Annotated in this window: 20 protein-coding genes, 2 tRNA genes and 1 pseudogene; 2 read left to right on the top strand and 21 right to left on the bottom strand. The window is 66.8% G+C overall.

The genetic code is table 11. From position 1 onward, the window contains the following. Positions 1–114: 114 nt before the first annotated feature. From MX659_RS06620 to MX659_RS06655, 8 genes are all read right to left on the bottom strand, one after another. Complete coding sequence (locus tag MX659_RS06620) at positions 115–555, bottom strand: signal peptidase I (RefSeq protein WP_267192689.1); 441 nt, start codon at positions 553–555, stop codon at positions 115–117. Continuing rightward, on the bottom strand, positions 555–1,043 hold the full coding sequence (locus tag MX659_RS06625) for a TasA family protein (RefSeq protein WP_267192690.1): 489 nt from the start codon (positions 1,041–1,043) through the stop codon (positions 555–557). The genes MX659_RS06620 and MX659_RS06625 overlap by 1 nt, the downstream gene beginning before the upstream one ends. Before the next feature lie 266 nt (positions 1,044–1,309). Continuing rightward, entirely contained in the window at positions 1,310–1,669 is a 360-nt protein-coding gene (gene rplT, locus MX659_RS06630) for a 50S ribosomal protein L20 (RefSeq protein WP_267192691.1), read from the bottom strand. 31 nt (positions 1,670–1,700) lie between these two features. Then, positions 1,701–1,898: a 50S ribosomal protein L35 gene (rpmI, locus tag MX659_RS06635; protein WP_267192692.1), complete on the bottom strand. Its 198-nt coding sequence runs from the start codon at positions 1,896–1,898 to the stop codon at positions 1,701–1,703. Between the two features lie 24 nt (positions 1,899–1,922). Further along, a complete protein-coding gene (infC, locus tag MX659_RS06640; protein WP_267192693.1) occupies positions 1,923–2,585 on the bottom strand; it encodes a translation initiation factor IF-3 in 663 nt (220 codons plus the stop codon). A 159-nt stretch (positions 2,586–2,744) separates the two neighbouring features. Then, complete coding sequence (locus tag MX659_RS06645; protein ID WP_267192969.1) at positions 2,745–4,862, bottom strand: sensor histidine kinase; 2,118 nt, start codon at positions 4,860–4,862, stop codon at positions 2,745–2,747. A 23-nt stretch (positions 4,863–4,885) separates the two neighbouring features. After that, positions 4,886–6,802, bottom strand: coding sequence for a threonine--tRNA ligase (gene thrS, locus MX659_RS06650; protein ID WP_323745500.1), 1,917 nt, complete (start codon positions 6,800–6,802; stop codon positions 4,886–4,888). 41 nt (positions 6,803–6,843) lie between these two features. Then, entirely contained in the window at positions 6,844–7,278 is a 435-nt protein-coding gene (locus tag MX659_RS06655) for a zinc ribbon domain-containing protein (RefSeq protein ID WP_267192694.1), read from the bottom strand. Between the two features lie 163 nt (positions 7,279–7,441). Between MX659_RS06655 and MX659_RS06660 the strand changes: the two are divergent. Further along, positions 7,442–8,380, top strand: a pseudogene (locus MX659_RS06660) (glycosyltransferase); the annotation flags it as partial. A 59-nt stretch (positions 8,381–8,439) separates the two neighbouring features. Here MX659_RS06660 and MX659_RS06665 read toward each other — a convergent pair. After that, positions 8,440–9,780, bottom strand: a complete 1,341-nt coding sequence (locus MX659_RS06665) for a bifunctional folylpolyglutamate synthase/dihydrofolate synthase (RefSeq protein ID WP_267192695.1) — start codon at positions 9,778–9,780, stop codon at positions 8,440–8,442. Between the two features lie 11 nt (positions 9,781–9,791). Continuing rightward, a complete protein-coding gene (locus tag MX659_RS06670; RefSeq protein ID WP_267192696.1) occupies positions 9,792–12,467 on the bottom strand; it encodes a valine--tRNA ligase in 2,676 nt (891 codons plus the stop codon). A 169-nt stretch (positions 12,468–12,636) separates the two neighbouring features. Here MX659_RS06670 and MX659_RS06675 point away from each other — a divergent pair, with 169 nt between their 5' ends. Further along, complete coding sequence (locus tag MX659_RS06675) at positions 12,637–12,858, top strand: hypothetical protein (RefSeq protein WP_267192697.1); 222 nt, start codon at positions 12,637–12,639, stop codon at positions 12,856–12,858. Between the two features lie 51 nt (positions 12,859–12,909). On the opposite strand, the gene clpX is transcribed toward MX659_RS06675, so the two are convergent. From clpX to MX659_RS06730, 11 genes are all read right to left on the bottom strand, one after another. Further along, positions 12,910–14,169, bottom strand: coding sequence for an ATP-dependent Clp protease ATP-binding subunit ClpX (gene clpX / locus MX659_RS06680; protein WP_267192698.1), 1,260 nt, complete (start codon positions 14,167–14,169; stop codon positions 12,910–12,912). 6 nt (positions 14,170–14,175) lie between these two features. After that, a complete protein-coding gene (clpP, locus tag MX659_RS06685) occupies positions 14,176–14,790 on the bottom strand; it encodes an ATP-dependent Clp endopeptidase proteolytic subunit ClpP (protein WP_267192699.1) in 615 nt (204 codons plus the stop codon). Further along, entirely contained in the window at positions 14,787–16,172 is a 1,386-nt protein-coding gene (gene tig / locus MX659_RS06690; protein ID WP_267192700.1) for a trigger factor, read from the bottom strand. Before tig ends, clpP begins: the two co-directional genes overlap by 4 nt. Before the next feature lie 36 nt (positions 16,173–16,208). Next, a tRNA-Leu gene (locus MX659_RS06695) sits at positions 16,209–16,293 on the bottom strand. A 73-nt stretch (positions 16,294–16,366) separates the two neighbouring features. Continuing rightward, positions 16,367–16,442, bottom strand: a tRNA-Lys gene (locus MX659_RS06700). Between the two features lie 318 nt (positions 16,443–16,760). After that, positions 16,761–17,057, bottom strand: coding sequence for a type II toxin-antitoxin system RelE/ParE family toxin (locus MX659_RS06705; protein WP_267192701.1), 297 nt, complete (start codon positions 17,055–17,057; stop codon positions 16,761–16,763). Beyond that, positions 17,054–17,335, bottom strand: a complete 282-nt coding sequence (locus tag MX659_RS06710) for a type II toxin-antitoxin system Phd/YefM family antitoxin (RefSeq protein ID WP_267192702.1) — start codon at positions 17,333–17,335, stop codon at positions 17,054–17,056. The genes MX659_RS06705 and MX659_RS06710 overlap by 4 nt, the downstream gene beginning before the upstream one ends. A 112-nt stretch (positions 17,336–17,447) precedes the next feature. Continuing rightward, positions 17,448–17,762, bottom strand: coding sequence for a hypothetical protein (locus MX659_RS06715; RefSeq protein ID WP_267192703.1), 315 nt, complete (start codon positions 17,760–17,762; stop codon positions 17,448–17,450). Positions 17,763–18,167: 405 nt separating this feature from the next. Then, positions 18,168–18,779 (bottom strand): tetratricopeptide repeat protein, encoded by a 612-nt coding sequence (locus MX659_RS06720; protein WP_267192704.1) that lies wholly within the window; start codon positions 18,777–18,779, stop codon positions 18,168–18,170. A gap of 7 nt (positions 18,780–18,786) precedes the next feature. Beyond that, positions 18,787–23,940: an RHS repeat-associated core domain-containing protein gene (locus tag MX659_RS06725; protein WP_267192705.1), complete on the bottom strand. Its 5,154-nt coding sequence runs from the start codon at positions 23,938–23,940 to the stop codon at positions 18,787–18,789. Positions 23,941–24,340: 400 nt separating this feature from the next. Continuing rightward, positions 24,341–24,538, bottom strand: a complete 198-nt coding sequence (locus tag MX659_RS06730) for a hypothetical protein (protein WP_267192706.1) — start codon at positions 24,536–24,538, stop codon at positions 24,341–24,343. Positions 24,539–24,546: the final 8 nt, after the last annotated feature.

Below are 24,546 nucleotides of genomic sequence, written 5' to 3' on the forward strand. Positions count from 1 at the left end.
TCTCGCCCGTTCAGCTCGCTGCTGGTGGAGTGAACCGCGCTCGCGTGCTCGCAGGACCCTCTCAGTCGGCGAGGTCCCTCCCTGGTCGAGCTCCCGTGCGAACGCGCCTCTCCGTCATCGCGTTGCAGTCTTCGATTGGCGGTTGAGTATAGCACACCGGTCGATGCGCTCATGTGCGTACTGGCTGACGCGACCTATCGGCACGACCGCGCACACCACGCCTCGCACCTGCGACCGCGGAACGGGATCGCGGTCAGGCGCGGGATTCGCGTCGCCTTGCGTCCTCAGCAGCCCGCCAGGCAGCACTGCACGCACGCGGTGGATGACGCCTCCGGGCCATCCGTCGTGTTCGAAGAGCACGGCATCACCGACGCGAATCGAGACTGGGCCTCGCCGGTACACCGCCACGTCGTACGGCACGAGCGCCGGCTCCATCGACGATCCGCGAACGACGGTCGCGCCGTACCGCGTCAGCACGAGCGCCCACACAACAAGCGCGACGGCTCCGAGCGCTCGCCGCACGAACACCGCACTTGCACGCTCGCCCGATCCCATCAGTGGACCTGCTCCGCGTCGAAGTACAGCGTGAGCTTCACGTAGTCACCGGCCAGGTCGTTGCCAGCAGAAGCCGGAAGCCCCACCGCGAACGTCATCCGCGCACGCGCCCCGGGAGCGATCTCGAACGGCACCGTCCTCAGCTCGGCGAGCGGCCCGCTGTAGACCGGGACGCCATCGGCCGTCACCTCGCACGTGAGCGCGTTGTAGAAGTCCGTGATGCCGGCCTTCTTCGCTCCGGTGACGACGACGGTGCTCGGAAGCGACCCCGTGTTCGCCACCGTCACGACGCGTTCACACGACCCGCCCGGCGCAAGCGCGTCGATGGAAAGCGCGGCAGACGTCGGTTCGGCGGACACCGCTACCGCACCTGCCCGGATCACATTCTCCGGCACCTCTGCCCGGCCCGTGAAGAAGGCGCCCGCGCCTCCCAGGCACGCGAACCCTAACGCGACCGCACACGCTGCAACCACGATCCTCCGCTTCATCGTCCTCCCCTTCCTGTCGTGCCGCCCGAGGGGAAGACGGCGCCTGTCCTGTGGCCGCGCCTGCGGCCGGGCTCAGTGTCGCACCCGGCGCTTACCGAAGCCTTTCCGGGCCCTGAACCGCGTGCGCGTCCCGCACCTCACCTTCCGGGCCCTGAACCGCCTGCGAGGCCCCGCAGGCCACGCGAGCGAACGGCAACGCAAAGGGCCCTGCGCGATGCAGGGCCCTCTCTCAGCGCTCCGTACGTGCGCGGCCACAGGATCGGCCGCTACGCGCTCAGCTTCTCCTTCGCGAGCTCCACCAGCTTCGCAAAGGCAGCCGGATCGTTGATCGCCAGGTCGGAGAGCACCTTGCGGTCGAGGTCGATCTCGGCGCGCTTCAGCCCGTTGATGAACGCCGAGTACGAAAGCCCGTTCTGGCGCGCCCCGGCGTTGATGCGGGCGATCCACAGCCTGCGGATCTCGCGCTTCTTGTTCCTGCGGTCTCGGTACTGGTACTGCAGCGAGTGCTGGACCTGCTCCTTGGCCGCCCGATACGACCGGCTCTTGGCACCGTAGTAGCCCTTCGCACGCTCGAGCACCGTGCGGCGCTTCTTCTTGGCCGTGACTCCACGCTTCACTCTAGGCATTGCTCATCACTCCTCAGGTGCGTGGCTCGGGTCACCCGATGCCGAGCTTCTTCTTGATGACGTTGGTGTCGGCCGCGCTCACAAGCGACGGCTGGCGGAACGCGCGCTTGCGCTTCGGGCTCTTCTTCTCGAGGATGTGGCTCGAGTACGCGTTGCCGCGGCGGATCTTCCCACGGCCGGTCAGGCGAAAGCGCTTCGCGGCGCCCCTGTGCGTCTTCATCTTCGGCATGGCGTTGCTCCTTCTCTTCTTCCGTCAGTCCGCGTCGACGGGGGCTCCGTCGTCTTGCGCGGCCTCGTGCTTCGTGCTCTTGGCGGGCTCCCGTTTCACCGGAGCGAGCACCATCAGCATGTTGCGCCCCTCCAGTTTGGGCTCGCTTTCCACCGTACCGAGATCCCTGACGTCCTCAGCCAGGCGCTCGAGGATCGCCAGCCCGCGCTCCGCGTGCGCCATCTCGCGACCGCGGAACATGATCGTCACCTTCACGCGGGCCCCGCCCTCCAAGAACCGCACGACGTGCCGCTTCTTCGTCTCGTAGTCGTGCGTGTCGATCTTGGGACGGAACTTGATCTCCTTGACCTGCACCGTCGCCTGATGCTTGCGCGCCTTCTTCGCCTTGATCGCCTGCTCGTACTTGTACTTGCCGTAGTCCATGATCTTGCACACGGGCGGATCGGCGTTGGGCGCGATCTCGACGAGGTCCAGGCCCTGCTCGTCTGCGATGCGCAGCGCATCGAGGGTGTTGAAGATGCCGAGCTGCTCTCCTTCGGCAGAGATGAGCCGGCACCGCGGCGTCCGGATCCTGTCGTTGATCCTCGGCTCGGTCGTGCTGATAGGCGTTCCACCTCCATCGTCAGCGGTCTTCCTCGGACCGCCCCTGCAACAAGAAGTCCCTGTGCGACGCATGCACAGGGACAAGGCGCCCGTCTCGGCGGACGTTCACCTCGACCGTACAGCTGCACGATGCGCCGTAGGGTGGGAGCGCGCTGCGCTCCGCTTCACCTCTATTCGATTGGCTGCGCGAGTATACGCGGTGATGGTGCCGCCTGTCCAGAGCAGCGGCAACGCTCGTCGCCATCAGGTCGCGCACGGGAGCTCGAGCGTGAAGGTCGAGCCCTCGCCGGGCGTGCTCTCGACCGTGATCCGCCCGCCGAGCAGCTCCGCGAGACGCTTGGAGATCGCCAGGCCGAGCCCCGTGCCAGGCGAATCGCCTGGCGGCCTGAACCGCGTGAATGCCTCGAACGCCCGCTCGACCTGCTCCGGCGTCATGCCCGGCCCGGTGTCGGCCACCGAAAGGCGCGCCTTCGCTCCGTCGCAATCGACCGCCACGCGCACCGACCCGTGCTCGGTGTACTTGATCGCGTTGCTGAGCAGGTTCCAGACGATCTGCCGAACCAGCTGCGGATCCGCTCTGCACACCGCTCCGGTGCGAGCGCGCACTTCGAGGGTGAGCCCTTTCTCGTCTGCAAGCGGCCGCACCGCGGCAGCCGCATCACGAGCCAGCGCGCCGAGGTCCACCTCGGCAAGGTCCACAGACACGCGGCCGTCTTCGATCCTCGAGAGGTCCAGCACGTCGTCGACGAGCGACAGCAGGTGCATCCCCGCATCGCGGATCATGCGCACCTGCACCTTCTGCTCGTCATTCAGCGGCCCCGGCAGCTCCTGCTCGAGCAGGCGTGAGAAGCCGATCACGGAGTTGAGCGGCGTGCGGAGCTCGTGGCTCATGCTTCGCAAGAAGTCGTCCTTGGCCTCGTTCGCGCGCGCGAGCTGCTCGTACGCTTCCTCGAGCTGAGCGGTGCGCTCTTCGACCTCGCTTTCGAGGCCCGCGCGGTAGCGTTCGAGCTCGCGCTCGGCACGCACGCGGTCGGTGACGTCCACGACGATGGTGAACAACAGCGTCTCGCCCTCGAAGACGAGCGGCGTCGCGTAGACCTCGACGTCGCGGGCATCGCCTGACGCCGTCTTGTGGCGGTATCGGCCGACCTGCTGCCGCTCCTCGACCGTCTTGCGGACTTCTTCGAGCACGGCGTCCAGCGGATCGTCGGCGCTGAGGTCAGCGATGGTCATCGCGCGCAGCCGCTCGCGCGGCGAGCCGTAGAACCGCTCGGCGGCGGCGTTCGCATCGACGACCCGCGCACCGTCAGCGGACACGAGCAGCATCGGCTGCGCGCTCGCCTCGAAGATGGTCCGGTAGCGGCGCTCGCTTTCTTCGAGCGCGCGTTGGGTCTCGACCGCGCCGGTGACGTCGTGGACGATCGAGTACAGCCACTGCTCCCCGCCTGGACCGGGCACCGGGCCGGAGTACACCTCGACGTCGCGGACCTCGCCGGAAGCGAGCCGGTGCCTGAAGTCGAAGTGGTTCTTCTTGAGCGTCCGCGCCCGCTCCATCTCCTCCTTCACCTCGTCGGGCGAAAGCGTGTTGATGTCGGTGATGCGCATCGAGGTGAGCCGCTCGCGCGGCGAGCCGTAGAACCGCTCGGCGGCAGTGTTCGCGTCTTTGATGCTGCCGTCGGACGGGTCGATGAGCAGCATGACAGAGGCGCTGTCTTGGAAGAGCGACCGGTACCGCGCTTCGCTCGCCGCCAGACGCGCACGAAGCTCGGCCGTGTAGCCGATGACGAGGCCGAACGCGACCACCACCGCCAGGACCGAGCTCAGCAGGTAGCCCGCGTAGCCGAACCACGCGGGCAGCACCCATCGGAGCGGGTAGTCGAACGCGTGGACGCCCCAGATGATGAGCCCCACCCCAGGAAGCAACCGATACGATCTGGTGCTCTGGCTCGTCTGCAACCACACCGCGCCTGCCACGATGCGGCAGACGCCCTGCAGCCCGAACGAGGGCACGAGCACGACGAACTGCGAGAACCGGGCCCGATCGAACAGAACGAACAGCACGGTGGCCGCGACACCCGCCGCCAAGAACGTCTGCCATCGCGCCCTGCGGCCCGCGAGCGCAAGCGCTCCGGCAAGCATCAGGAGCGCAGAGGCCACGGACGCCGCTTGCACCGCGTAGCGAAGCCACGCAATGCCCGGCCACGCGACGAGAAGCCCTTCTGCTGCGAGCCGCGCAGCGTACGCCGCCCACGACCAGCCGATGAGGCGCACGGCCCGCTGCTGCTCAGACCGCGCGAGCGCGAAGAAGATGGCGGCCGCAACGACAGCTGCAGTGAGCGGCGCAGCGATCGCTGCGATCATCCACGCCACACGTTGCCCCCTTTTTACGGATGCTCGGCGGCGACCCTCTCGACGAACGAATCGATGCCCATCGCGCCCAGATCGCCTGCGCTGCGCTCCCGCACGCCGACGGTCCCCGCCTCGACCTCCCGGTCGCCCACGACGAGCATGTACGGCACCTTCTGCTGCTGCGCCTTGGCGATCTTGATGCGCATCGGTTCGTTCTCAGCGTACACCTCGGCTCTGACACCTGCACGCCGAAGCGTGGCTGCGACCGTCTCGCAGTACGGCAGGTGCCGGTCGGCGATGGGAACGAGCACGGCCTGCACCGGCGCAAGCCAGGTCGGGAACGCGCCCGCGTAGTGCTCGATGAGGATGCCCAAGAAGCGCTCCATGCTCCCCAGGATCGTCCGGTGCAGCATGAACGGGACCGCCTCCGCGTTGTCGGCGGTGCGGTAGGCGAGCCCGAACCGGGACGGGAAGTTGAAGTCCACCTGTATCGTGGAACACTGCCAGGTGCGGCCGATGGCGTCTTTGAGCTTGATGTCGATCTTCGGGCCGTAGAAGGCGCCGTCTCCTTCGTTGATCTGGTACGGCAGACCGTGAGCGTCGCAGGCCGACATGAGCGCGCGCGTCGCGTGCTCCCACATCGCATCGTCGCCGATCGACTTCTCGGGCCGCGTGGAGATCTCCGCGCTGTACTCGAAGCCGAACACGTCCTTGAGCACGTAGTCCACCAAGTCGAGCATCGCTACGACCTCGTCGTGCACCTGCTCCGGCATGCAGAAGATGTGCGCGTCGTCCTGCGTGAAGCCGCGTGCGCGCATCAGTCCGTGCACGACGCCCGACATCTCGTGACGATAGACCGTGCCGAACTCGAAGATGCGCATCGGCAAGTCGCGGTACGACCGCACGTCGTTCGCGTAGATGAGCACGTGGCCCGGGCAGTTCATCGGCTTGACGCCGTACTCGTTGATGCGGCCATCGCCCTCGTCGACCTCGAAGAAGTACATGTTCTCGCGGTAGAAATCGTAGTGCCCCGAGATCTTCCAGACGTCGGCCTTGTAGATGTGCGGGGTTATCGCCTCGACGTACCCGCGCTCGTACAGCACGCCGCGCAGCCACTCCTGCAAGATGCGCAGGATGCGCGCGCCTTTCGGGTGATACACCGGCAGCCCGGCCCCCGCCACCTCGTGGAAGCTGAACAGGTCGAGCTCGCGCCCGAGTTTGCGGTGGTCGCGGCGCTCGGCCTCTTCCAGGCGCTCGAGGTATGCCGCAAGGTCCTTCTCCGAGAACCACGCCGTCCCGTAGATGCGCTGCAGCATCGGCCGCGACGAGTCGCCGCGCCAGTAGGCGCCCGCGACTTTCATGAGCTTGAACGCCTTGATCCATCCGGTGTGCGGAACGTGCGGCCCGCGGCACAGGTCGGTGAACGAGCCTTGCGTGTACACCGAGATGGGCTCGCCTTCGGGCAGCTCCGCGATGAGCTCTTGCTTGTACGGCTGGCCTTCGAACGCGTCGCGCGCCTCAAGGCGGTCGAGCACGGCGCGCTCGAACGGCTTTTCTTCGGCGACGATCTCGCGCATGCGCTCCTCGATGGCCGCAAGGTCCTCCGGCGTGAACGGCCTCTCGACGTCGAAGTCGTAGTAGAAGCCGTCCTCGATCGACGGGCCGATGCCGAACCGCACCGTCGGGAACAGGTCTTTCACCGCTTCGGCCATCACGTGCGCGGCCGAGTGCCGCAGGACGCTCAGCGCCTCGGGGTCGCGCTCCGTGACGATGGCCACCTCGTCGCCGTCGTGCACGGGAGCGTCCACGTCCACGAGCCTGCCGTTCACCCGCCCCGCGAGCGCCGCCTGCGCGAGCCTCGGCCCGATGGCGCGCGCGACGTCTGCGACCGTCGCCCCCTCGTCGACGTCGATGCTGCTGCCGTCCGGGAGCCGGACGCTCATCCGAGCCATGCGACAACCTCCAGTGCGATCGAGCCAGCGCCCGGCGGCGCTCACTGCTTGGTCTTGCAGTACGGACAGACGGTCCAGTCGAGCTTCAAGGGCCGTCCGCAGCCTATGCACTCCTTCTTGAGCTTCTTCATGCATGAGGGACAGATGAGGTAGTCGTCCTCGACCGGCTTGAAGCATGCAGGGCACACAGGGAACTTCCGCTGCAGCTCTGCCTCGCGCGCACGGATCTCGAGCTCGCGCTCGCGCGCATCGGCAAGCGATTCGGGCGGGCGCACGACCATGTACACGATCCAACCGGGGACGTTGAACAGGAGCACCACCAGGGCCCAGAACCACGACATCGCACCTCTGCGCTCCGCGTCGCGCCACGTCCAGAAGACGAGCGCGAGCGTGAAGATGAAGAAGAACAGCCAGCACAGCCGCTGCGACAGCTGGACCAGCGGATTGTCGAGCACCGGTTGAAGCAGCTCGCTCACCATCGGCTCCCTGCGCTCCCCTCCCGCGGCGCTGCGCGGATCTTCGGCACGGTCATGCGCGATTCTAGCGCATCCGGGTGACGCGCACACCCGAAGCATCGCACGCGGGCAACGGCTATCATGGTCGCTGCGCGCATTGCACCGCCTTAGAGAGGCCAGAGACGTGGAACAAGCAGGCCCGCAGCGCATCAGCGTGAATCTCGTGTCGGAGACCGTCGGCGGCACGACCGGCCACGGCGTGCACACCGCCTTCACGCAGACGCTCGAAGCGCTCACGCGTGCGGGCATCGACGTACGCGTGAACTCGACCGAGCCGTGCGATATCACGCACGTCGAGACCATGGGCCCCGCCGGGCTGAAAGCGCTGCTCGCGGCGAAGGGTCGGGCGGTCGTGACGGCCCACATCGTGCCTGAGTCGCTCGTGGGCAGTTTCGCGTTCGCGCGGGCGTGGCTTCCAATCGCACGGACGTACATCCGTTTCTTCTACTCGCGCGCGGACCTCGTGCTCGCTGTCTCGCCAGCAGTCGCAGACGGCCTCGCGCGCATGGGCATCGACGTCCCGATCCGGGTGGTGCCGAACGCGATCGACCTCGAGCGGTTCCGGCCGCGGACGGAGTGGCGCGCCGAGGTCCGCGACTCGCTCGGGATACCGAACGACGCGTTCGTCGCGATCTCGACGGGGCAGGTGCAACCACGGAAGGGCGTCGACACCTTCGTGCGCGCCGCGAAGCAGTGCCCGGAGGTGACGTTCCTGTGGCTCGGGGGCATGCCCTTCAAGGCGCTCACCGCGGGCTTCCGGCAGATGATGCGCGCCACGAAGCACGTCCCTGGCAACTGCCGCTTCCTCGGCCAGGTGGAGCACGAAAAGGTCCCCCGGTACCTCGCGGCCGCTGACTGCCTGCTCTTCCCCTCGCGCCAGGAGACCTTCGGCTTCTCGATCATCGAGGCGGCCGCGGCCGGGCTGCCACTCGTGCTGCGGGACCTCGACGTGTACCGCCCGCTGTTCGGCGACGCGTACATCGCCTGCGACGAGGACGGCTTCGCGTCGGCCGTCAGGCGGCTGGCCACGGATCCCGCCCTGCGTGCCGACTACGCTGCTCGGGCCCGTTCGATGTCCGAGCGGTACGGCCTTGGGCCGCATGCGGAAGGGCTGGTGGCGGCCTACCGCTGGCTGCTCGCGGGATACGAGGCGACGACCTCGCCTGCGACGTACAGGCTCCCGGTGCACAGCACGCCCGAGGAAGAGAGCAGGCGCGCCGCCTCGACCGCGGTCGCGACGGAGGACTCGACCGCGTAGACCGCCCCGCCCGCCTCGCTCACGAGCCGCGAGAGCTCAGCGGGATCCAGGGCGCGCGGCGAGACGCTGCGCGTGCAGACGAACCCGCGCGCGACGGGCACGAGCGCGTCGACGATACCGCGCGCATCCTTGTCCGCCATCACGCCGAGCACCACCACCGGCGCACCCGGCATGAGCTCGCGGACAGCATCAGCGAGCACGCCGGCCGCCTCAGGATTGTGCGCGCCGTCGACGACGAGCGGCACGCTGGGGTCGAGCACCTGGAATCGTCCAGGAAGCCGCAGCCCGGCGAACGCCGCGCGCACCGCGCGCTCGTCGAGCGGACCGAGCGCCGCTTCTGCGGCCGCCACGGCCGTCGCGACGTTCGGCGCTTGGTACGTGGGCGCTACGAGCTCGATCGCGCGGTAGGTGCCCTCCGCACCGAAGACATCGAGCACGAGCGGCTCGCCGAGCGCTCGCGGACGGGAGCGCACGCTCCACGCGACGTCGTCCTCGCCTTGCCCGACGCGGACTGTCGGCGCTCCACAGGAAAGCGCCCGCTCGAACAAGACGTGCTCGACGCCCGCGCAGCCTGGCCCGAGCACGGCGATGCTTCCCGGCTTGATGACGTGCGCTTTGTCGGCGGCGATCTCCTCCCGCGTCGCGCCCAGCCTGTCGGTGTGATCGAGCGCGACGCCCGTGATCACGGCCACCTGCGGGGACACGACGCTGGTGGCGTCCCACCGGCCGCCCATGCCGACTTCGAGCACCGCCCAATCGACCCCGGTCCGCGCGAAGATCCGAAGCGCGCCTGCCGTCAGGATCTCGAACTCCGTGAACTGCGCGAGCGCACCGCCGGCGTCGAGCCCGAGCGCTTCTGCGGCCCCCGCAGCCACGCGGTCGGCGGCGTCCAACGCGACCGACACGCCCTCGGCGAACACCGACGGCGCGACGGGCTCGCCGTCGACTTCGACGCGCTCCTCGTAGCGCACGAGGTGCGGGCTCGTGTACGCGCCCGAGCGCGCGCCGTGCGCGGCGAGCAGCGCGGCCGTCATGCGCGTGACCGAGGTCTTGCCGTTCGTGCCGGTGACCTGCACCGCCCGGTAGGCCCGCTCGGGCCGTCCGAGCGCGTCTGCGAGCGCCTGGATGCCGTCGAGCGACGGGTTGATGCCGAACTTCAGCGCCCGCTCAAGCTCCCCGACGACCTCTTCGTAGCTGCGCGACACCGCAGGCAGCCTCAGTCCGCGAGCGCAGCCAGCTGCTCTGCAAGCCGCCCGACCGTCTGCGCGAGCTCGGCGGCTCGCGCGCGGTCCTTCTCGACGACCTGCGGATCGGCTTTCGCGAGGAAGTTCTCGTTCGTGAGCTTCTTCGTGAGCCGGTCGAGCTCGGCTTCCGCTTTCGCCAGCTCGCGCGCGACGCGGTCGCGCTCGGCGGCGAGGTCCACCACGCCTTCGAGCGGGACGAAGACCTCCATGCCCGCAGCCACCGCGACGGCCGCGTGCGGTGGGCGCTCGGCAGCAGCGTCGATCACGAGGTCCTCCACGCCTGCGAGGTCATGCAGGTAGTGGCGCTGCGACTCCACGAGCATCGCGTCGGCGCCGGACGCGCGCACGATCGCGGCGATGCGCGCCTTCGGCGGGATCGCGTACCGCGCGCGGATCGCCCGCACTTCGGTGACGAGCTCCTGCAGCACGCGCATCGAGGACTCGGCCTCCTCGTCGCGGAAGCGCTGAAGCCCGCTCGGCCAGGCCGCCACCATGAGCGCAGGCGCAGCGTCGTGCTCGGGAAGCGGCAACCTGCCCCAGATCTCCTCGGTGATGAACGGCATCATCGGATGGAGGAGGCGAAGCGCCTTGTCGAGCACGAACACGAGGTTCCGTTGCGCGACCAGCGCGGTCTCGCCGCCCGCTGCGAGACGCGGCTTGCTGAGCTCGATGTACCAGTCGCAGAACTCGCTCCAGAAGAAGTCGTACAACGCGCGCGCGACCTCGCCGAACTGGAACGGCTCCTCGCCTGCGGCGCGCGCGACTTCCGCGTCAAGCCCGCGATCGACCGCGTCGGCGAGCGCAGCCAGCCGCGACAGGATCCACCGGTCCGCGACCGTGTCCGCGAGAGGCGGCCCTGGCTCGTATGCTTCGCCGAGGTTCATCAGCACGAAGCGGCTCGCGTTCCAGATCTTGTTCGCGAAGTTGCGGCTGCTCTGGAGCTTCTCCTCTGAGAACCGGATGTCTTGGTTGCCCGTGGTCTGCAGCATGAGTCCGAACCGCATCCCGTCGGCGCCGTACGACTCCATGAGGTCGAGCGGGTCCACGCCCGTGCCGAGCGACTTGCTCATGCGCTTGCCTTCGGCGTTGAACACCGTCGGATGGATGATGACCTCGGAAAACGGGACGTCGCCGACGAACTTCAGCCCTTGCATGATCATGCGGGCCACCCACAGGAACAGGATGTCGCGCGCGGTCGAGAGCACCGTCGTCGGGTAGAAGTACGCGAGCTCGGGCGTGTCGTCCGGCCATCCGAGCGTCGCGAACGGCCACAGCGCAGAAGAGAACCACGTGTCGAGCACGTCCGGGTCCTGCCGCACCGGCCCGCCGCACTTCGGGCAGGAGTCGAGGTCCTCCACGCTCGCCGTCATCTCGCCGCAGGCGTCGCAGTAGAAGACAGGGATCTGGTGGCCCCACCACAGCTGCCGCGAGATGCACCAGTCGCGGATGTTCTCCATCCAGTGGTAGTACACGTTCGCCCAGCGCTCCGGGCTGAAACGCACGAGCCCCTCACGGACCACGGCGATGGCAGGCTCCGCGAGCGGCTTCATGTCCACGAACCACTGGTCCGACAGCCACGGCTCCACCACGGTGTGGCACCGGTAGCAGTGGCCGACCGAGTGCACGTGGTCGTCCACCCGCACGAGCAGCCCCTGCGCTTCGAGGTCCGCAACCACCCGCGTGCGCGCTTCGAACCGGTCGAGCCCCGCGTACGGCCCTCCCGCCTCGGTGATGCGGGCGTCCGCCGTGAGCACGTTGATCTTCTCGCAGCCGTGCCGCTCGGCGATCTCGAAGTCGTTAGGGTCGTGCGCGGGGGTGACCTTCACGGCCCCGGTGCCGAACGCGGGGTCGACGTACGCGTCAGCGACGATCGGTATCTCTCGGCCGAGCAACGGCAGCACGACGGTAGCGCCAACGAGCTCGCGGTAGCGGTCATCGTCCGGGTGCACCGCGACGCAGGTGTCGCCGAGCATCGTCTCGGGCCGCGTGGTCGCCACCACCACGTGGTCGCGACCCGCCACGGGCTCCTTCAGCGGGTACTTGATGTGCCAGAGGTGGCTGTCCAGCTCCTCGTGCTCGACTTCGATGTCGGAGAGCGCCGTTGCGCACCGCGGGCACCAGTTGATGATGCGCTTGCCGCGGTAGATCAGCCCCTCGTTGAACAGGTCGACGAAGACCTTTTTCACCGCCCGCTGGTAGTCCGGGTCCATCGTGAAGTGCTCGTCCGAATAGTCGCAGGAGCAGCCCATCGCTTTAAGCTGGCTCACGATGGTCGACCCGTGCTCCGCACGCCACTCCCAGCACAGCTCCACGAACCGCTCGCGCCCCACGTCGTAGCGCGAGAGGCCCTCTTTGGCGAGCTTCTGCTCGACCTTGTTCTGCGTGGCGATGCCGGCATGGTCGGTGCCTAAGATCCAGCGCGTCGGTCGGCCCGTCATGCGCGATCGGCGGATGAGCACGTCTTGGATCGTGTTGTTGAGCGCGTGTCCCATGTGGAGCGAGCCGGTGACGTTGGGGGGCGGTATCGCGATCGTGAACGGCCGCTTCCCTTCGACGACCGGCTGCGTGAAGAACGCTCCCTCGAACCAGCGCTCGAGCACCCGCGGCTCGACCGCCTTCGGATCGTATGCCTTCGGCATCTCGCTCATCTGCGTTCCCTTCCGTCCTGGTGGTGCAGATTCTACGCGAAGGCGAGCAGCGCCGCAGCAGGACGCGCGCGCCACCTCCACGGCACTTCGTGCATGTGAATACTTGCGCAAGACGTCGACGTAGGGCTATCCTTCACATGACACAAGACCCCGACATCGGAGGTGCCTCGTGGCCGACTGCAAGCGTCTCGCGACGTGCCCCTTCTTCAACGACCAGATGGCAGACATGCCGTCGATGGCGAACATCATCAAGCAGCGGTACTGCCGCGGCGACAGCTCGCAGTGCGCACGCTACATGGTCGCCGAGGTCCTCGGGCGCGAAGGCGTGCCCGCCGACCTCTACCCGAGCCAGGTCGACCGCGCAAAGGCCATCCTGGAAGGCCGTGCCTGAGAGAACCGGCGAACCTGCGGGGCTCTGACGAGCGCCCGCTTGCGCGTGCGCTCACGCTGATGCGTCGCGCCTGAGGTCTCCGATCTCGAGCACCGGCTCGGCTTCGCCGCGCACTGCCTCGGCCGTGACCGTCACGCTCAGCACGTCGGTCCGGCCCGGCAGCTCGTACATCAGGTCGAGCAGCAGCGACTCGAGGATCGATCGCAGGCCGCGCGCGCCGGTGCCGTGCTTGATCGCCTGAACCGCGACCTCCCGGAGCGCCTCATCGGTGAAGACGAGCTCGACCCCTTCGAGCGCGAACAGGCGCTGGTACTGCTTGACGAGCGCGTTCTTCGGCTCCGTCAGGATCCGGACGAGATCGTCCTCGGTGAGCTCCTCTACGTGCGCGATCACCGGGATGCGGCCGACGAACTCGGGGATGAGCCCGAACTTGTGGAGGTCCTCGGGCAGCACCTGCGCGAGCAGCGTGCCGGTGTCGTGCGTCCGGGAATCGGTGAGCTCGGCGCCGAACCCCACACCCTTCTTGCCGATGCGGTCGGCGACGATCTTCTCGAGCCCGACGAAGGCGCCACCGACGATGAACAGGATGTTCGTCGTGTCGATGCGGATGAGCTCCTGCTGCGGGTGCTTGCGGCCGCCCTGCGGCGGCACGGCCGCCTCGGTGCCTTCCAGGATCTTGAGCAGCGCCTGCTGCACGCCCTCGCCGGAGACGTCGCGCGTGATCGAGAGGTTCTCCGCCTTCCGGGCGATCTTGTCGATCTCGTCGATGTAGACGATGCCGACCTCGGCCTTCTCCACGTCGAAGTCCGCTGCCGTTATCAGCTTGAGCAAGATGTTCTCGACGTCTTCGCCGACGTAGCCGGCCTCCGTGAGCGTGGTGGCGTCGGCGATCGCGAACGGCACCTTCAGGATGCGTGCGAGCGTCTGCGCGAGCAGCGTCTTTCCGCATCCCGTCGGCCCTAAGAGCAGGATGTTGCTCTTGGCGATCTCAACGTCTTCAGCACCGTCGCACGGTTTGCAACGGATGCGCTTGTAGTGGTTGTAGACGGCCACCGACAGCGTCTTTTTCGCGAGGTCCTGCCCGACGACGTACTCGTCGAGGATCGCCATGATCTCCTTCGGCGTCGGCAGGTCCTCTGGCGTGAAGTGCTGCTCCCCGTGCACGACGTCCTCGTCGACGATCTCGTTGCACAGATCGACGCACTCGTCGCAGATGTAGACGCCAGGCCCGGCGATCAGTTTGCGGACCTGGTGCTGCGGCTTGCCGCAGAAGGAGCAGTGGAGCTGCTCGGTGCCTTCGGGTCGGTCCATCGAGCCTTATCCCTCGACCTTCTTCTCGCGCGTCTCCATGACGGCGTCCACGAGGCCGTACTCCTTGGCCTCGCTCGCGATCATGATGTTGTCGCGCTCGGTGTCCACGTGGATCTTCTCCACCGGCTGCCCGGTGTGCTTCGCCAGGATCTCGTCGAGCTGCGCGCGCATGCGCAGGAGCTCTTTGGCCTGGATCTCGATGTCCGTCACCTGGCCCTGCGCGCCGCCCCACGGCTGGTGGATGAGGATGCGGCTGTGCGGAAGCGCGTAGCGCTTTCCCGCAGCGCCCGCGGCGAGCAGGACGGCCGCCATCGACGCGCACTGGCCGATGCAGATGGTGGACACGTCGCAGCGGATGTACTGCATCGTGTCATAGATGGCCAACCCGGCCGTCACCGACCCGCCCGGCGAGTTGATGTACAGGCTGATGTCCTTCTCGGGGTCTTCGCTTTCCAGGTGCAGCAGCTGCGCGATGACGAGGTTCGCGACGACGTCGTCGATCTCGTGCCCGAGGAAGACCACGCGGTCGTTCAGCAGGCGCGAGAAGATGTCGAACGAGCGCTCGCCGCGCGCGGTCTGCTCGACGACGATAGGGACGAGCCCCTTGGCATCCGGCATCATTCCGCGGATCCCTCCTTGTCGGCGGCCTTCTCCTTCTTGGCGCGCCGCTTCTTCGGCTTCTCTTCCGCCGGCTGTTCGGCAGGCGGCTCCTCGTCTTTCACCTCGAGGTTCGCCATGAGCCACTCGAACGCCTTGGTCTGACGGATGCTCTCTTTGAGGATCGGGAGCGTGCCGGCGCTTTCGAGCTGCTCGCGCAGACGGCGCGCCTGCTCCGAGTCGCCATCGGCCATGCCGAGGATCGCCTGCTCGATGTCCTCGTCGGTGAGCGCGAGCCCCGCGGCCCGGAACAGCGCCTCGAGCGCCAGCTCCTCGCGCACCCGCAGCTCCGCCTGGCGGCGGATGTCGGCCTGGATCTGCTCGACCGTCACGCCGGTGGCCTCGACGTAGTCCGACAGCGTGATGCCGCGCTCCTCGAGGGTCTCGAAGAACTCGCGCGTCATCGAGTTCATGCGGTTCTGGATGAGCTGCTCGGGCACCTCGCCGTCGAGGCGCGACGAGATCAGATCCAGCGCGAGCACCTCGATGCGCTTCTGACGGCCGGTGGCCTTCGCGCCGTCGAGCTTCTGGCGGATGTCCTCGCGAAGCTCCTCGAGCGTGTCGAATCCGCCGACGGAGGTGGCGAACTCGTCGTCGAGCTCGGGCAGCACTTTCGCCTTGACCTCGTGCACGTCGATCTCGAACCGCGCCTGCTTGCCCACGAACTCGGGCACCGACGACGTCTCGGGGATCTCGAACTCTGCGACGACCTTCTCGCCCGCCTTCGCGCCCACGAGAGCGCGCTCGAACTCCTCGGGCATCAGGCCGCGGCCCGTCTCGTACAGGTAGCGGTCGACGGTGTTGCCCTCGTACGGCTCGCCATCCACGGTGCCGACGAACGACAGGTCGACGAAGTCGCCGGTCTGCACGCCGCGGTCGACCGGTTCGAGCGTGGCGAACCGCTCGCGGTAGTGCTCGATCTGCGCATCGATCTCCCGCTCGCTCGTCTTGGCGGGGCCGGCGTACACGACGAGCCCGTCGATGGACTTGAGCGAGAGCTCCGGCCGCACGGCCACCTCCGCCGTGTAGGTGTACGGCTGGCCAGGCTGGAGCGCGTCCAGCTCGCCGGTGTCCGGCGGCTCCATCGTATGCAGGTCCTCAAGCGAGAGCGCCCGCATGTAGGTGTCGTCGATCAACCGCTCGAGCGCGTCCGCGAGCACGGCCTCGCGGCCGACGTGCGTGTCGATGATCGGCCGAGGGATGCGGCCCTTGCGGAAGCCGGGGATCCTGAGCTTGTTCGAGAACTCCTTGTACGCGGCGTCGATGGCCGCGTCGACAGTCTCGGCCGGCACGGTGACGGTGAGCCGGACGCGGTTGCCTTCCAGGCGCTCTACGGATGTCTGCAATGCTCCTCCTGTCGTGCAGGGATGCCTGTCGGGGCGTGGTGCGGGCGAGAGGGGTCGAACCTCCACGAGTCGCCTCACCGGGACCTAAACCCGGCGCGTCTGCCAGTTCCGCCACGCCCGCACGCACCGGCGCAAAGCCGAGGAACCACTATAGCAAAAAGGCCGGGCGGTTTCCGCGCCGACCTTGTGTGCGCTGGTGGGCCGTATAGGGATCGAACCTATGACCTTGGGATTAAGAGTCCCCTGCTCTGCCAGCTGAGCTAACGGCCCGAGTGCGTGGTTATTCTAGCGCCTGCGCCACGGAATGCAAGCAGGGGCGGGAGAGCTAGGCTGGCGAGGGGCTCGCGGACTGTACGCCGCCTCTTGGCATTCGGGGCATTATCTGACGATGGCACGCGGACACCCTTCACCGGTGCGCACGCAAGGCCTTCTGCCACCACCTCCGCTGCGCCACTATAGCAAGCGCCAACAGTGTGGCTTCGACACATCGACGTTGTTGCGCTTCAGCGGAGCGCGCCTCGCTTCGGCTTCCTTGCCTGATACTGCGCGGAAGACGCGCTTCTGCTGGAAGTGCTTGTCAGACCCACCTTAGTCATCCGCGTCACCGAGCTCGAACAGACGTCGAGCGTGGAGCACGGCCAGAATCGTGACCTGCCGCTCATCCCGGTGATACAGCACGCGATACGGATCCACCAGGACTTCACGGATCTCCGGTCGCTGCAGTTCAGGGACGATACGTCCGAGGTCCGGGAAACGCTCAAGGGAGCGCACCAGCTCCATCGTCTCATCAAGCCAGCGCAGCGCGGAGGCCGGCCGCTCTGCAGCGATGCAGTCGACCGCCTCATCAAGCATCGACTGCGCCTGGCGTGTCCAGACGACTCTCACCGAGCGAGCCTCGCACGCACGCGCGCCTCGACCTCGCCGTGCGGTGCAACGTCACCTTGGAGCATCTCCTGCTCCCCGGAGCGAACGGCCCGCAGGAGTGCGATCTCGTCGAGCAGCCCCTCGTACAATTCGACATCCATCAGCACAGCAGCGCTCCGACCATGCTGTGTCAGGATCACCGGCCGCTTGGTCGCGCGCAGCTGATCAAGCACGGCAGACGTGTTCGCGCGGAACTCAGTGACCGGTCGAACATCGGTGGACGGACGGAGTTGAGCCATAGGACACCTCCGATACGATACGTTACTACGTACAGTCTACCGTATCCTTAACGGGACTCAAACCGCCCGGCATGGTTGGGTCTTAGGGTTATGGCCGTTCCGCCGACAACGATCATTCAGCTCGGATTACCAGGTACGGGTTCATGCTCACGGGGTCGGAAAGCTCGCCGGGCCAGATGTCGCGCGTCAGGAACCGCGCGAGCGCAGGCGCGTAATAGCGGTTCCAGCACCAAGAGAGGCCGGCCGGGGCGTCGCAGCGGCAGCTCGCGTGGCGGCAGGGGCCGGGCAGGGGCTCGTGCGCAGGAAGCGGGGCGCCCCACGGGTCGGAGGTATGCGCGTTGACGACAGCGCCGGAGGAGCCGGCAAGCGCCACCACGTCGCCCCGGGCGTCCAGGCGGTAGAAGTGCGTGTCGCCTCCCCTCCTCATCGAAAAGAGCCTGCCAGACGCATCGCAGGCGTACGAGGCGAGGATCGCGCCTGATGAGGCGGTCTCGGCGATCACGCGCGCTGAGCCCGTCGTAGCGGCAGCAGGCGGTCGCGGTGCCTTCTGTGGCCGAGACCCTGCGGTTGAAGGCGTCGTAGGCGTGGAGCCCCGATTGTTGGTCGCACCAACCGTATTGCTCGCGGTTACGAAAGCGCCGCTTCCGAGGAGGTCGTCGGCGCTCGAAAGCCACCCGCTTCGGGTTGTAGCAGGAAGATTGAGCACCGGCCCCTCCACGGGTCGCCGACCCCGGGCCGATGCCCCTACGTTCAAGCGAAGACGCAGGCCTGGCCTGCGGGTCTGTCACTCGCAGGGAGCGATCCGGCACGGACCAGGTCTTCAGTGGATGGGCTATTCAATTCCTTCGATACGCGCCAAGGACATCTCCAGTTCCCTGATGACGGCGTCGTCATAGGCTTCGTTCTTAGCAACCGCCATGGCGAGCGAGTACCAACCGCGAGCCAAGGCCAGATCACCGGTGGAATAGGCAATCCAGCCGAGATCCGAGTACATCTCGACACGTCGATCCTGCACGATGCCCTTTGAAGTCATTCGCAAACGAAGCGGGGCGTTCACCAAGACCAGACCTTCTAGGTCGGCGGATTCGAGAGCACGCTCATAGCAGTCGACTGCTGCAGCATAGTCGCCCTTGTCCATATGCGCCCTGCCCGCCAGGTAATCCCAGTTCCCGCTCAGGTACAGGCCAGCCAGAATCACGCTGAGGATGCCGATTGCGCAACCAATAAGTCCGGCAACCCGAAGCGACCGCTGACTTGACACCAAGGCCAGATGCAACGCAGCGGCCACGTTCGCCGCGCTGGCAAGGAGAATCGCTCCGAGGAGTACCCGATGATCAACGCATGCCCATGCAGCCCCCAATAATGCAACATTGATTCCAATCAGCGTCGCCAGTACTCCTCTTGCTGTGGGCGGTTTGCTGATTTTGTTGCTCCCATCCGTCAAGCTCGGCTCACTTTCGCAGTCCTGGAATCTCTTTGCCCGACAAGGTCTCGCCCAGAATCTGGTACGTGGATTCCTCGATTGTCGTTGCCCTGTACGTCGCATCGTCGACGTCTTGAACCTCCTGGATGAACAGCTGTCTGCATTTCTCGTTCGCGGCGTCTTCTGCCTCCGGGGTGCCCGCAGTTCGTGCCGCGTCTCGAGCTTCGTTGGCCGCAGGCACTCTTACAGAGGCACCTCCTGTAACATACGCGATCAGTAAGACCACCGGTATGCATGCAGCACCCACCGCGACAATGCCGAGGACGGCGACTGCTGGATTCATCCCGCTCGGATCGACGTTGTTCACCGGGTCAGCGCCGCAGTACAGGTACGGGTTGAGGGTCACGGGGTCGGGAAGCTCGCCGGGGTAGATGTCGCGCGTCAGGAACCGCGCGAGCTCAGGCGCGTAATAGCGGTTCCAGCACCAATAGAGGCCGGTCGCGGCATCGTAGCGGTAGCTCGCGTAGCGGTAGGGGTTGGGTACGGACTCGTGCGCAGGAAGCGGATTCCCCCACGGGTCGTAGGAGTACGTGTTGACGATAGCGCCGGAGGAGTCGGTAAGCGCCACCACGTCGCCCCGGGCGTTCAGGCGGTAGAAGTACGTGTCGCCTCCCCTCGTCATCGCAAAGAGCCTACCAGACGCATCGTAGGCGTACGAGGCGAGGATCGCGCCTTCAGCGTCGGTCTCGGCGATCACGCGCGCGCTTAGCCCGTCGTAGTGGTAGTAGACGGTCGCGGTGCCTTCTGTGGCGGAGACCCTGCGGTTGAAGGCGTCGTAGGCGTAGGAGACGATGGTGGTTCCGGTGGATGCATCGACGACGGCGGTCAGGCGCCCTGCGGCGTCGTAGGAGAAGCGGCGCTTGCCGTCGCAGGTGAGGTTGCCTGCGGCGTCATAGGTGAAGCCGGGGTTCGTGATGCGGCATGCGGCGTCCACGTCGAAGCTCGCCGTCGTGCTGCCGTCGACCGAGACGGAGACGAGGTTGGAGGCGGCATCGTAGGAGTACGTCGTCACCGCACCTCCGGGCGCGGTCCAGGAGACGAGCCGGCCTGCGGCGTCGAAGGCGTAGGCGCCTGCCGCATCGGACGTGACCTTGCCTGCCGCGTCCCGCGCGTAGGCCTCGGCGATCGCGCCAGAGGCCGTGGTCGTCACGATGCTCGCGAGGCGGCCTGCGGCGTCGTAGGCGTAGGCGGTCTCGACGCCGTTCGGGAGGCTCGAGCCGACAAGCGCGCCTGCGGCGTCATAGGCGAAGGTCGCGGCGCCAAAGCCGGAAAGCGCAAGGGAGGTGAGGCGGCCTGCTGCGTCGTAGGCGTAGGTGATCGCGGGGGCGCCGTCCGAGCCGAGCGCAGTGACGCGCCCGGCCGCATCGTAGGCGTACGTGGTCTCGAAGCTCCGCTCGCCGGAGGTGTCGGCTGCCCTCGTGAGCCACCCCACCGGGTTGTAGGAGAAGGACAGCGTGCGGCCGGCTGCGTCGGTCACGGAGGAGAGCCGGTGCGCGGGCGTGTAGGAGAAGCTGTACGACTCGCCTGTGGAGTGCTCGGCGCGCGCGAGCAGGCCGTCTGGAGTGTAGGTGCGGGCGACAGAGGTCCCGTTCGGCTGCTCGGAGCGGAGCAGGTTGCCTGCGGCGTCGTAGGTGAAGCGCCACGTGTTGCCGAGCGAGTCGCGGGTCTCGGCAAGCAGGTCGTTCGCCGAGTACGTGTAGCGGGTGGTGGCGCCTTTGGGGTCGGTGACCGAGGCGAGGTTGTAGTTGGGGTCGTAGGTGTAAGTCCAGGTGTTCGACAGCGGGTCAGTCACGCCCGAGAGCTTGTCCATCACGTCGTAGCTGAACCTCGTGGTGTTCCCGCGCGAGTCGGTGATAGAGGTGCGGTTGCCGTTCGCATCGTACGCGAAACGCGTTACCCCGCCCGCCGGGTCGGTGGCTGTGAGCACCCGGCCCGCGGCGTCGTAGGTGAAGCGTGCTACGCGCCCCATGGGGTCGGTGGTGGAGAGAAGGTTGCCGGCGGCGTCGTAGGTGAACGCAGAGACCCCTCCCAGCGGATCGGTGACGCTCGTCAGCCGTCCCGCGGCGTCGTACGAGTATCGCGTGGTGGCACCAGCAAGCGTCATCTCCGAGACGAGGCCATTCGCGAAGTGGCCGTAGACGATTTCGAAGACCGGATTCGAGACCCGCTCAAGGTAGGTCCCGGTAGAGTCGTATGTGTAGGTCGTCCGAACGCCCTCGGCGTTTTCTTCCCACCGGATGTTGTTGTTGGACAGGTCGTACGCCGCGCGCGTCGTGTGACCCGCAGCGTCGGTTGCGCTCGTGCGGTTCCCGTTGGCGTCGTAGGTGAAGGCCTTCCTGTGGCCGTTGGCGTCCGTCACGCTCTCCACGAGACCTGCGGAGTTATACGTCCGGCGCGTCGTATTGCCCGCTCCATCAGTCTCGGCAGTGAGGCGGAACTCGCTGTCGAAGGCGTGGACCTGCATGTAGCCCCGGTTGTTGGTGATCGTCGTCGCGCCTTCGGCGTACGACAGCGTGCCAGTATTGCCGTAGCCGTCGTGCTGTACCGCCACGCGGTTCTCGGCATCGTACGTGTGCGAGACGAAAGGAGTGGACGGGTGCTTGGGCGACGCGACTGCGACGATGCGGTGCTGATCGTCGTACGTGTAGCGCGTCGTGCTGCCAGCAGTGTCTGTGACGGCGAGCAGGTCGCCGGATGTCGAGTACGCGTACGTCACCTGGCGGCCGGCGTTGTCGACGACTTTGGTGAGCAGGTCGCCTGTGTAGGTGAAGTTCACGAACCGCCCGCCTGCACCTTCGATGCGCGTGACCGCGCCAAGAGAGTTGCGCGTGTAGGTGACCGTATTTCCATAGCGGTCCGTCACGCTTAGCAGAGAGCCGTTCGGCGCGTACGTGTTGACGGTGCCATCGAGGTACGTCAGCGTCCAGCCGCCGCCTGAGCGCGCTGCGAGCTTCTCGAGCGTCCCCTGTGGGGGGACGTAGCCGTCTGCGCCGTCCGGGGAGAAAGTCTTGCGCGCGCCTCCGGGATACACCACGAGCGCTGACCCATCATCTTGCTGCTGCACGTACGACTCGCTGTCGAGCATCCACCCATATCCGAGCACGGTCCGCAACTGGGCATCTTGGTGGTTGTACGTCCGGCCGACAATGATGGCGGGACCCACACCGGGCAACGTGAGGTCCACGGCCTGGTAGTAGAAGTTGCCCGTGGAGGTGTTCACCGGCTCGCCCCAGCGGCCGCACGGAGTCCTCCCACCCAGTACTTGAGCGCTCTTCGGTGTCGCGAAAGGGCTCCAAAGCCATGGTTCGCATTGGGCATACGTGAATTCTACGTCCCGGGGGCCAGAAACCCGACCCCAATAGTTGCGCAGAGCGTCGATGGGGCTGCCGGCAGGGGCGACGAGGTTGACGACGCCGGAAGCCCCATTGCCATAAATGTCGTTGTAGTTGATGCGAGCGGTAACGCCGGGACCGCTAACGTAGATGCCTGCGTAGCCGTTGCGGAGTATGAAGTTGCGCTTCAGAGACGGTCCGCCGCTGGTGATGTGCACACCATAGTACCTGTTGTTCGACAGCGCCGAGTCCGTGACCGATGGCGATCCGGACTGCACCTCGATGCCGGTGTCGCAGCCGCGGATCGCAAGGCGCGACATCGCCGGGGAGGCGGCGGCGATCCGCATCCCGCTGTTGCCGCAGTCGCGGATCGTCAGGTCGTGGATGTCTGGAGCGGCCCCGTCTTCGATGGGCATGACGGTGTAGCGGTTGTACGCGTCGAAGACCCACTGCCAGCCGGCGTAGCGGATCTCGGCGTTCGCAAGGACGCTTCCGCTCGACGCGGCCCCGGTGAAGCCGACGCCGCCCCAGTCCTTCGGCGCAGGCGTGGCGACCGCGTTGTCGGTGTCGCCGCCCACCGAGTCGTCTTTGATGGACGTGAAGACGATGGGGGCGTCGGCCGTGCCGCGGGCATCGAGCGTCCCGAGGACTTTGATGCCTGATGTTGATGACGTATAGCCGTTGGTGGAGGGCGCAAACTTGACTACAGTCCCAGCCACGATCGCCAACCGGCGACCCTCTGGAACAATTACCGTCTGATCTACGACCCATACGGCATTGGGAGTCCAGGTCGCGTCGGCAGACAGAATCCCGCTGACACGGACGACCCTGGGCGGCAGACTGCCAGTCACATCGAATGCGTCCACGTTGATCGCCGTGGACGACGCTTTCCTGTTCTTCGTCCCGGTCCACGAGATTGTCAGCGTGTGTCTGCCAAGCGGAAGGTCCGGTGTGCTGTAGACGGCTTGCTGATACGCCGGGGAGCTAGCATAGAGGTCGACGGGCACCGGAGAGGTTCCGTCGAGAGAGACATTCATGATGCCGTTGGCAGGACCTCGGGCGGCCAGCACCTGCGCCTTCGTGCCATCGAACGTCAGCGTGCACGAACCGGTCGCGTTCGTCATCCGGTATGATCCACCAGACGCCGCTGCATCGACCACGTCCGTCCATGCTCCAGAGAAAGCGATGCGCGCGTCATTCGATTCGTAGCGAGCGGGGGTTGGCGCCTGTGCCAGCGTGCCGGTGACGTCGAGCGCGTCTATGTTGATCGTCGTTCCGGTGGCCTTCTTGTTCTTGAGACCGGTCCACGCAATCACCACCGTGTGAGTGCCCTCGGCGAGCACGGGCGACGTGTAGACCGCCTGCTGATAGCTCGCGGATGCCGAGTACAGGTCCACGTTGACCGGACTGCCTCCGTCGATCGCGACGGTCATGATGCCGTAGGCCGGCCCCTTCGACGCAACAACCACCACGGCGGTGCCCTGGAACACAGCCAGAGCAGAACCGGCCGCGTTCGTGGTGCGGACCGACCCCCCGGATGCAGAAGCGTCGGCAACATCGGTCCAGGTGCCGGCATAGGCGATGAGCGGGTCGGATGATTCATATCTGGTAGTTGACTCTGCAGCAACCGCCTCGCTCGCCCAGGCTCCGCGCGGACCCTTCGTGCTGAAAACTCCGCGCGTCGCTGCAACAAGCCGAAGCGGCGGCGTGACTGCCATGACTGCTGCGAGCGTCGTGCACAAGACGAGTCGCGAGATGGCCCGAGACGAAGCCCTGCCGGATACGCTCATCGATTCCCTCCCCCTGTTTAGGACGGCCCCCCCGCACCGACGCCAGACCGTCTAGCGCACTTGTAGCACAGCGGCTCGCCCTTCTACAAGTTTCGGCGGGAAAGTCTGGGACGCGAATTCATCCCCGCGCATACCTGGGGCTATAGCAACAGCGCTGGCTGCTTCTTGCAGACTCGAAATGTAAGCCGGGCTTGACAATACACTGCGCCATACGCCAGTTCGCGCTCACGAGAGACGCCCTCAGCGCCTCGCCACACGCAGAGGCGTGCGCATCGAGCAGCAAGCCGCTAGGGTCTCGCACCAGCGCGCCGGGGCAAGGACCATGTTCGACGTGAGAGGAGGAATCGCGACGCCCGACTCGTCACAGAAGCCCATCGCGTTGAGAAAGACGGCCCCGCCCTCACCCCTCGTCGAGGCTCCGGGCGCCACTTTCGTCGCCTGCCGCCGCGCCGTCAAGCCGCCTGAGCTCGCGCAGGATTTCCAGCCCCGGCCTCCGATCGAGCAGCGGGTACTTGCCGCCCATAGCCTTCATCCGCTCCAGCGCGCCAAGGACGCGGCGCCGGCGCGCCTCGGTCTTTCGTCTCTCGCGCGCGGTCACGGCCGCTC

Origin of the sequence: Parvivirga hydrogeniphila, from assembly GCF_023371205.1 — a bacterium.
Lineage (GTDB): Bacteria > Actinomycetota > Coriobacteriia > Anaerosomatales > Anaerosomataceae > Parvivirga > Parvivirga hydrogeniphila.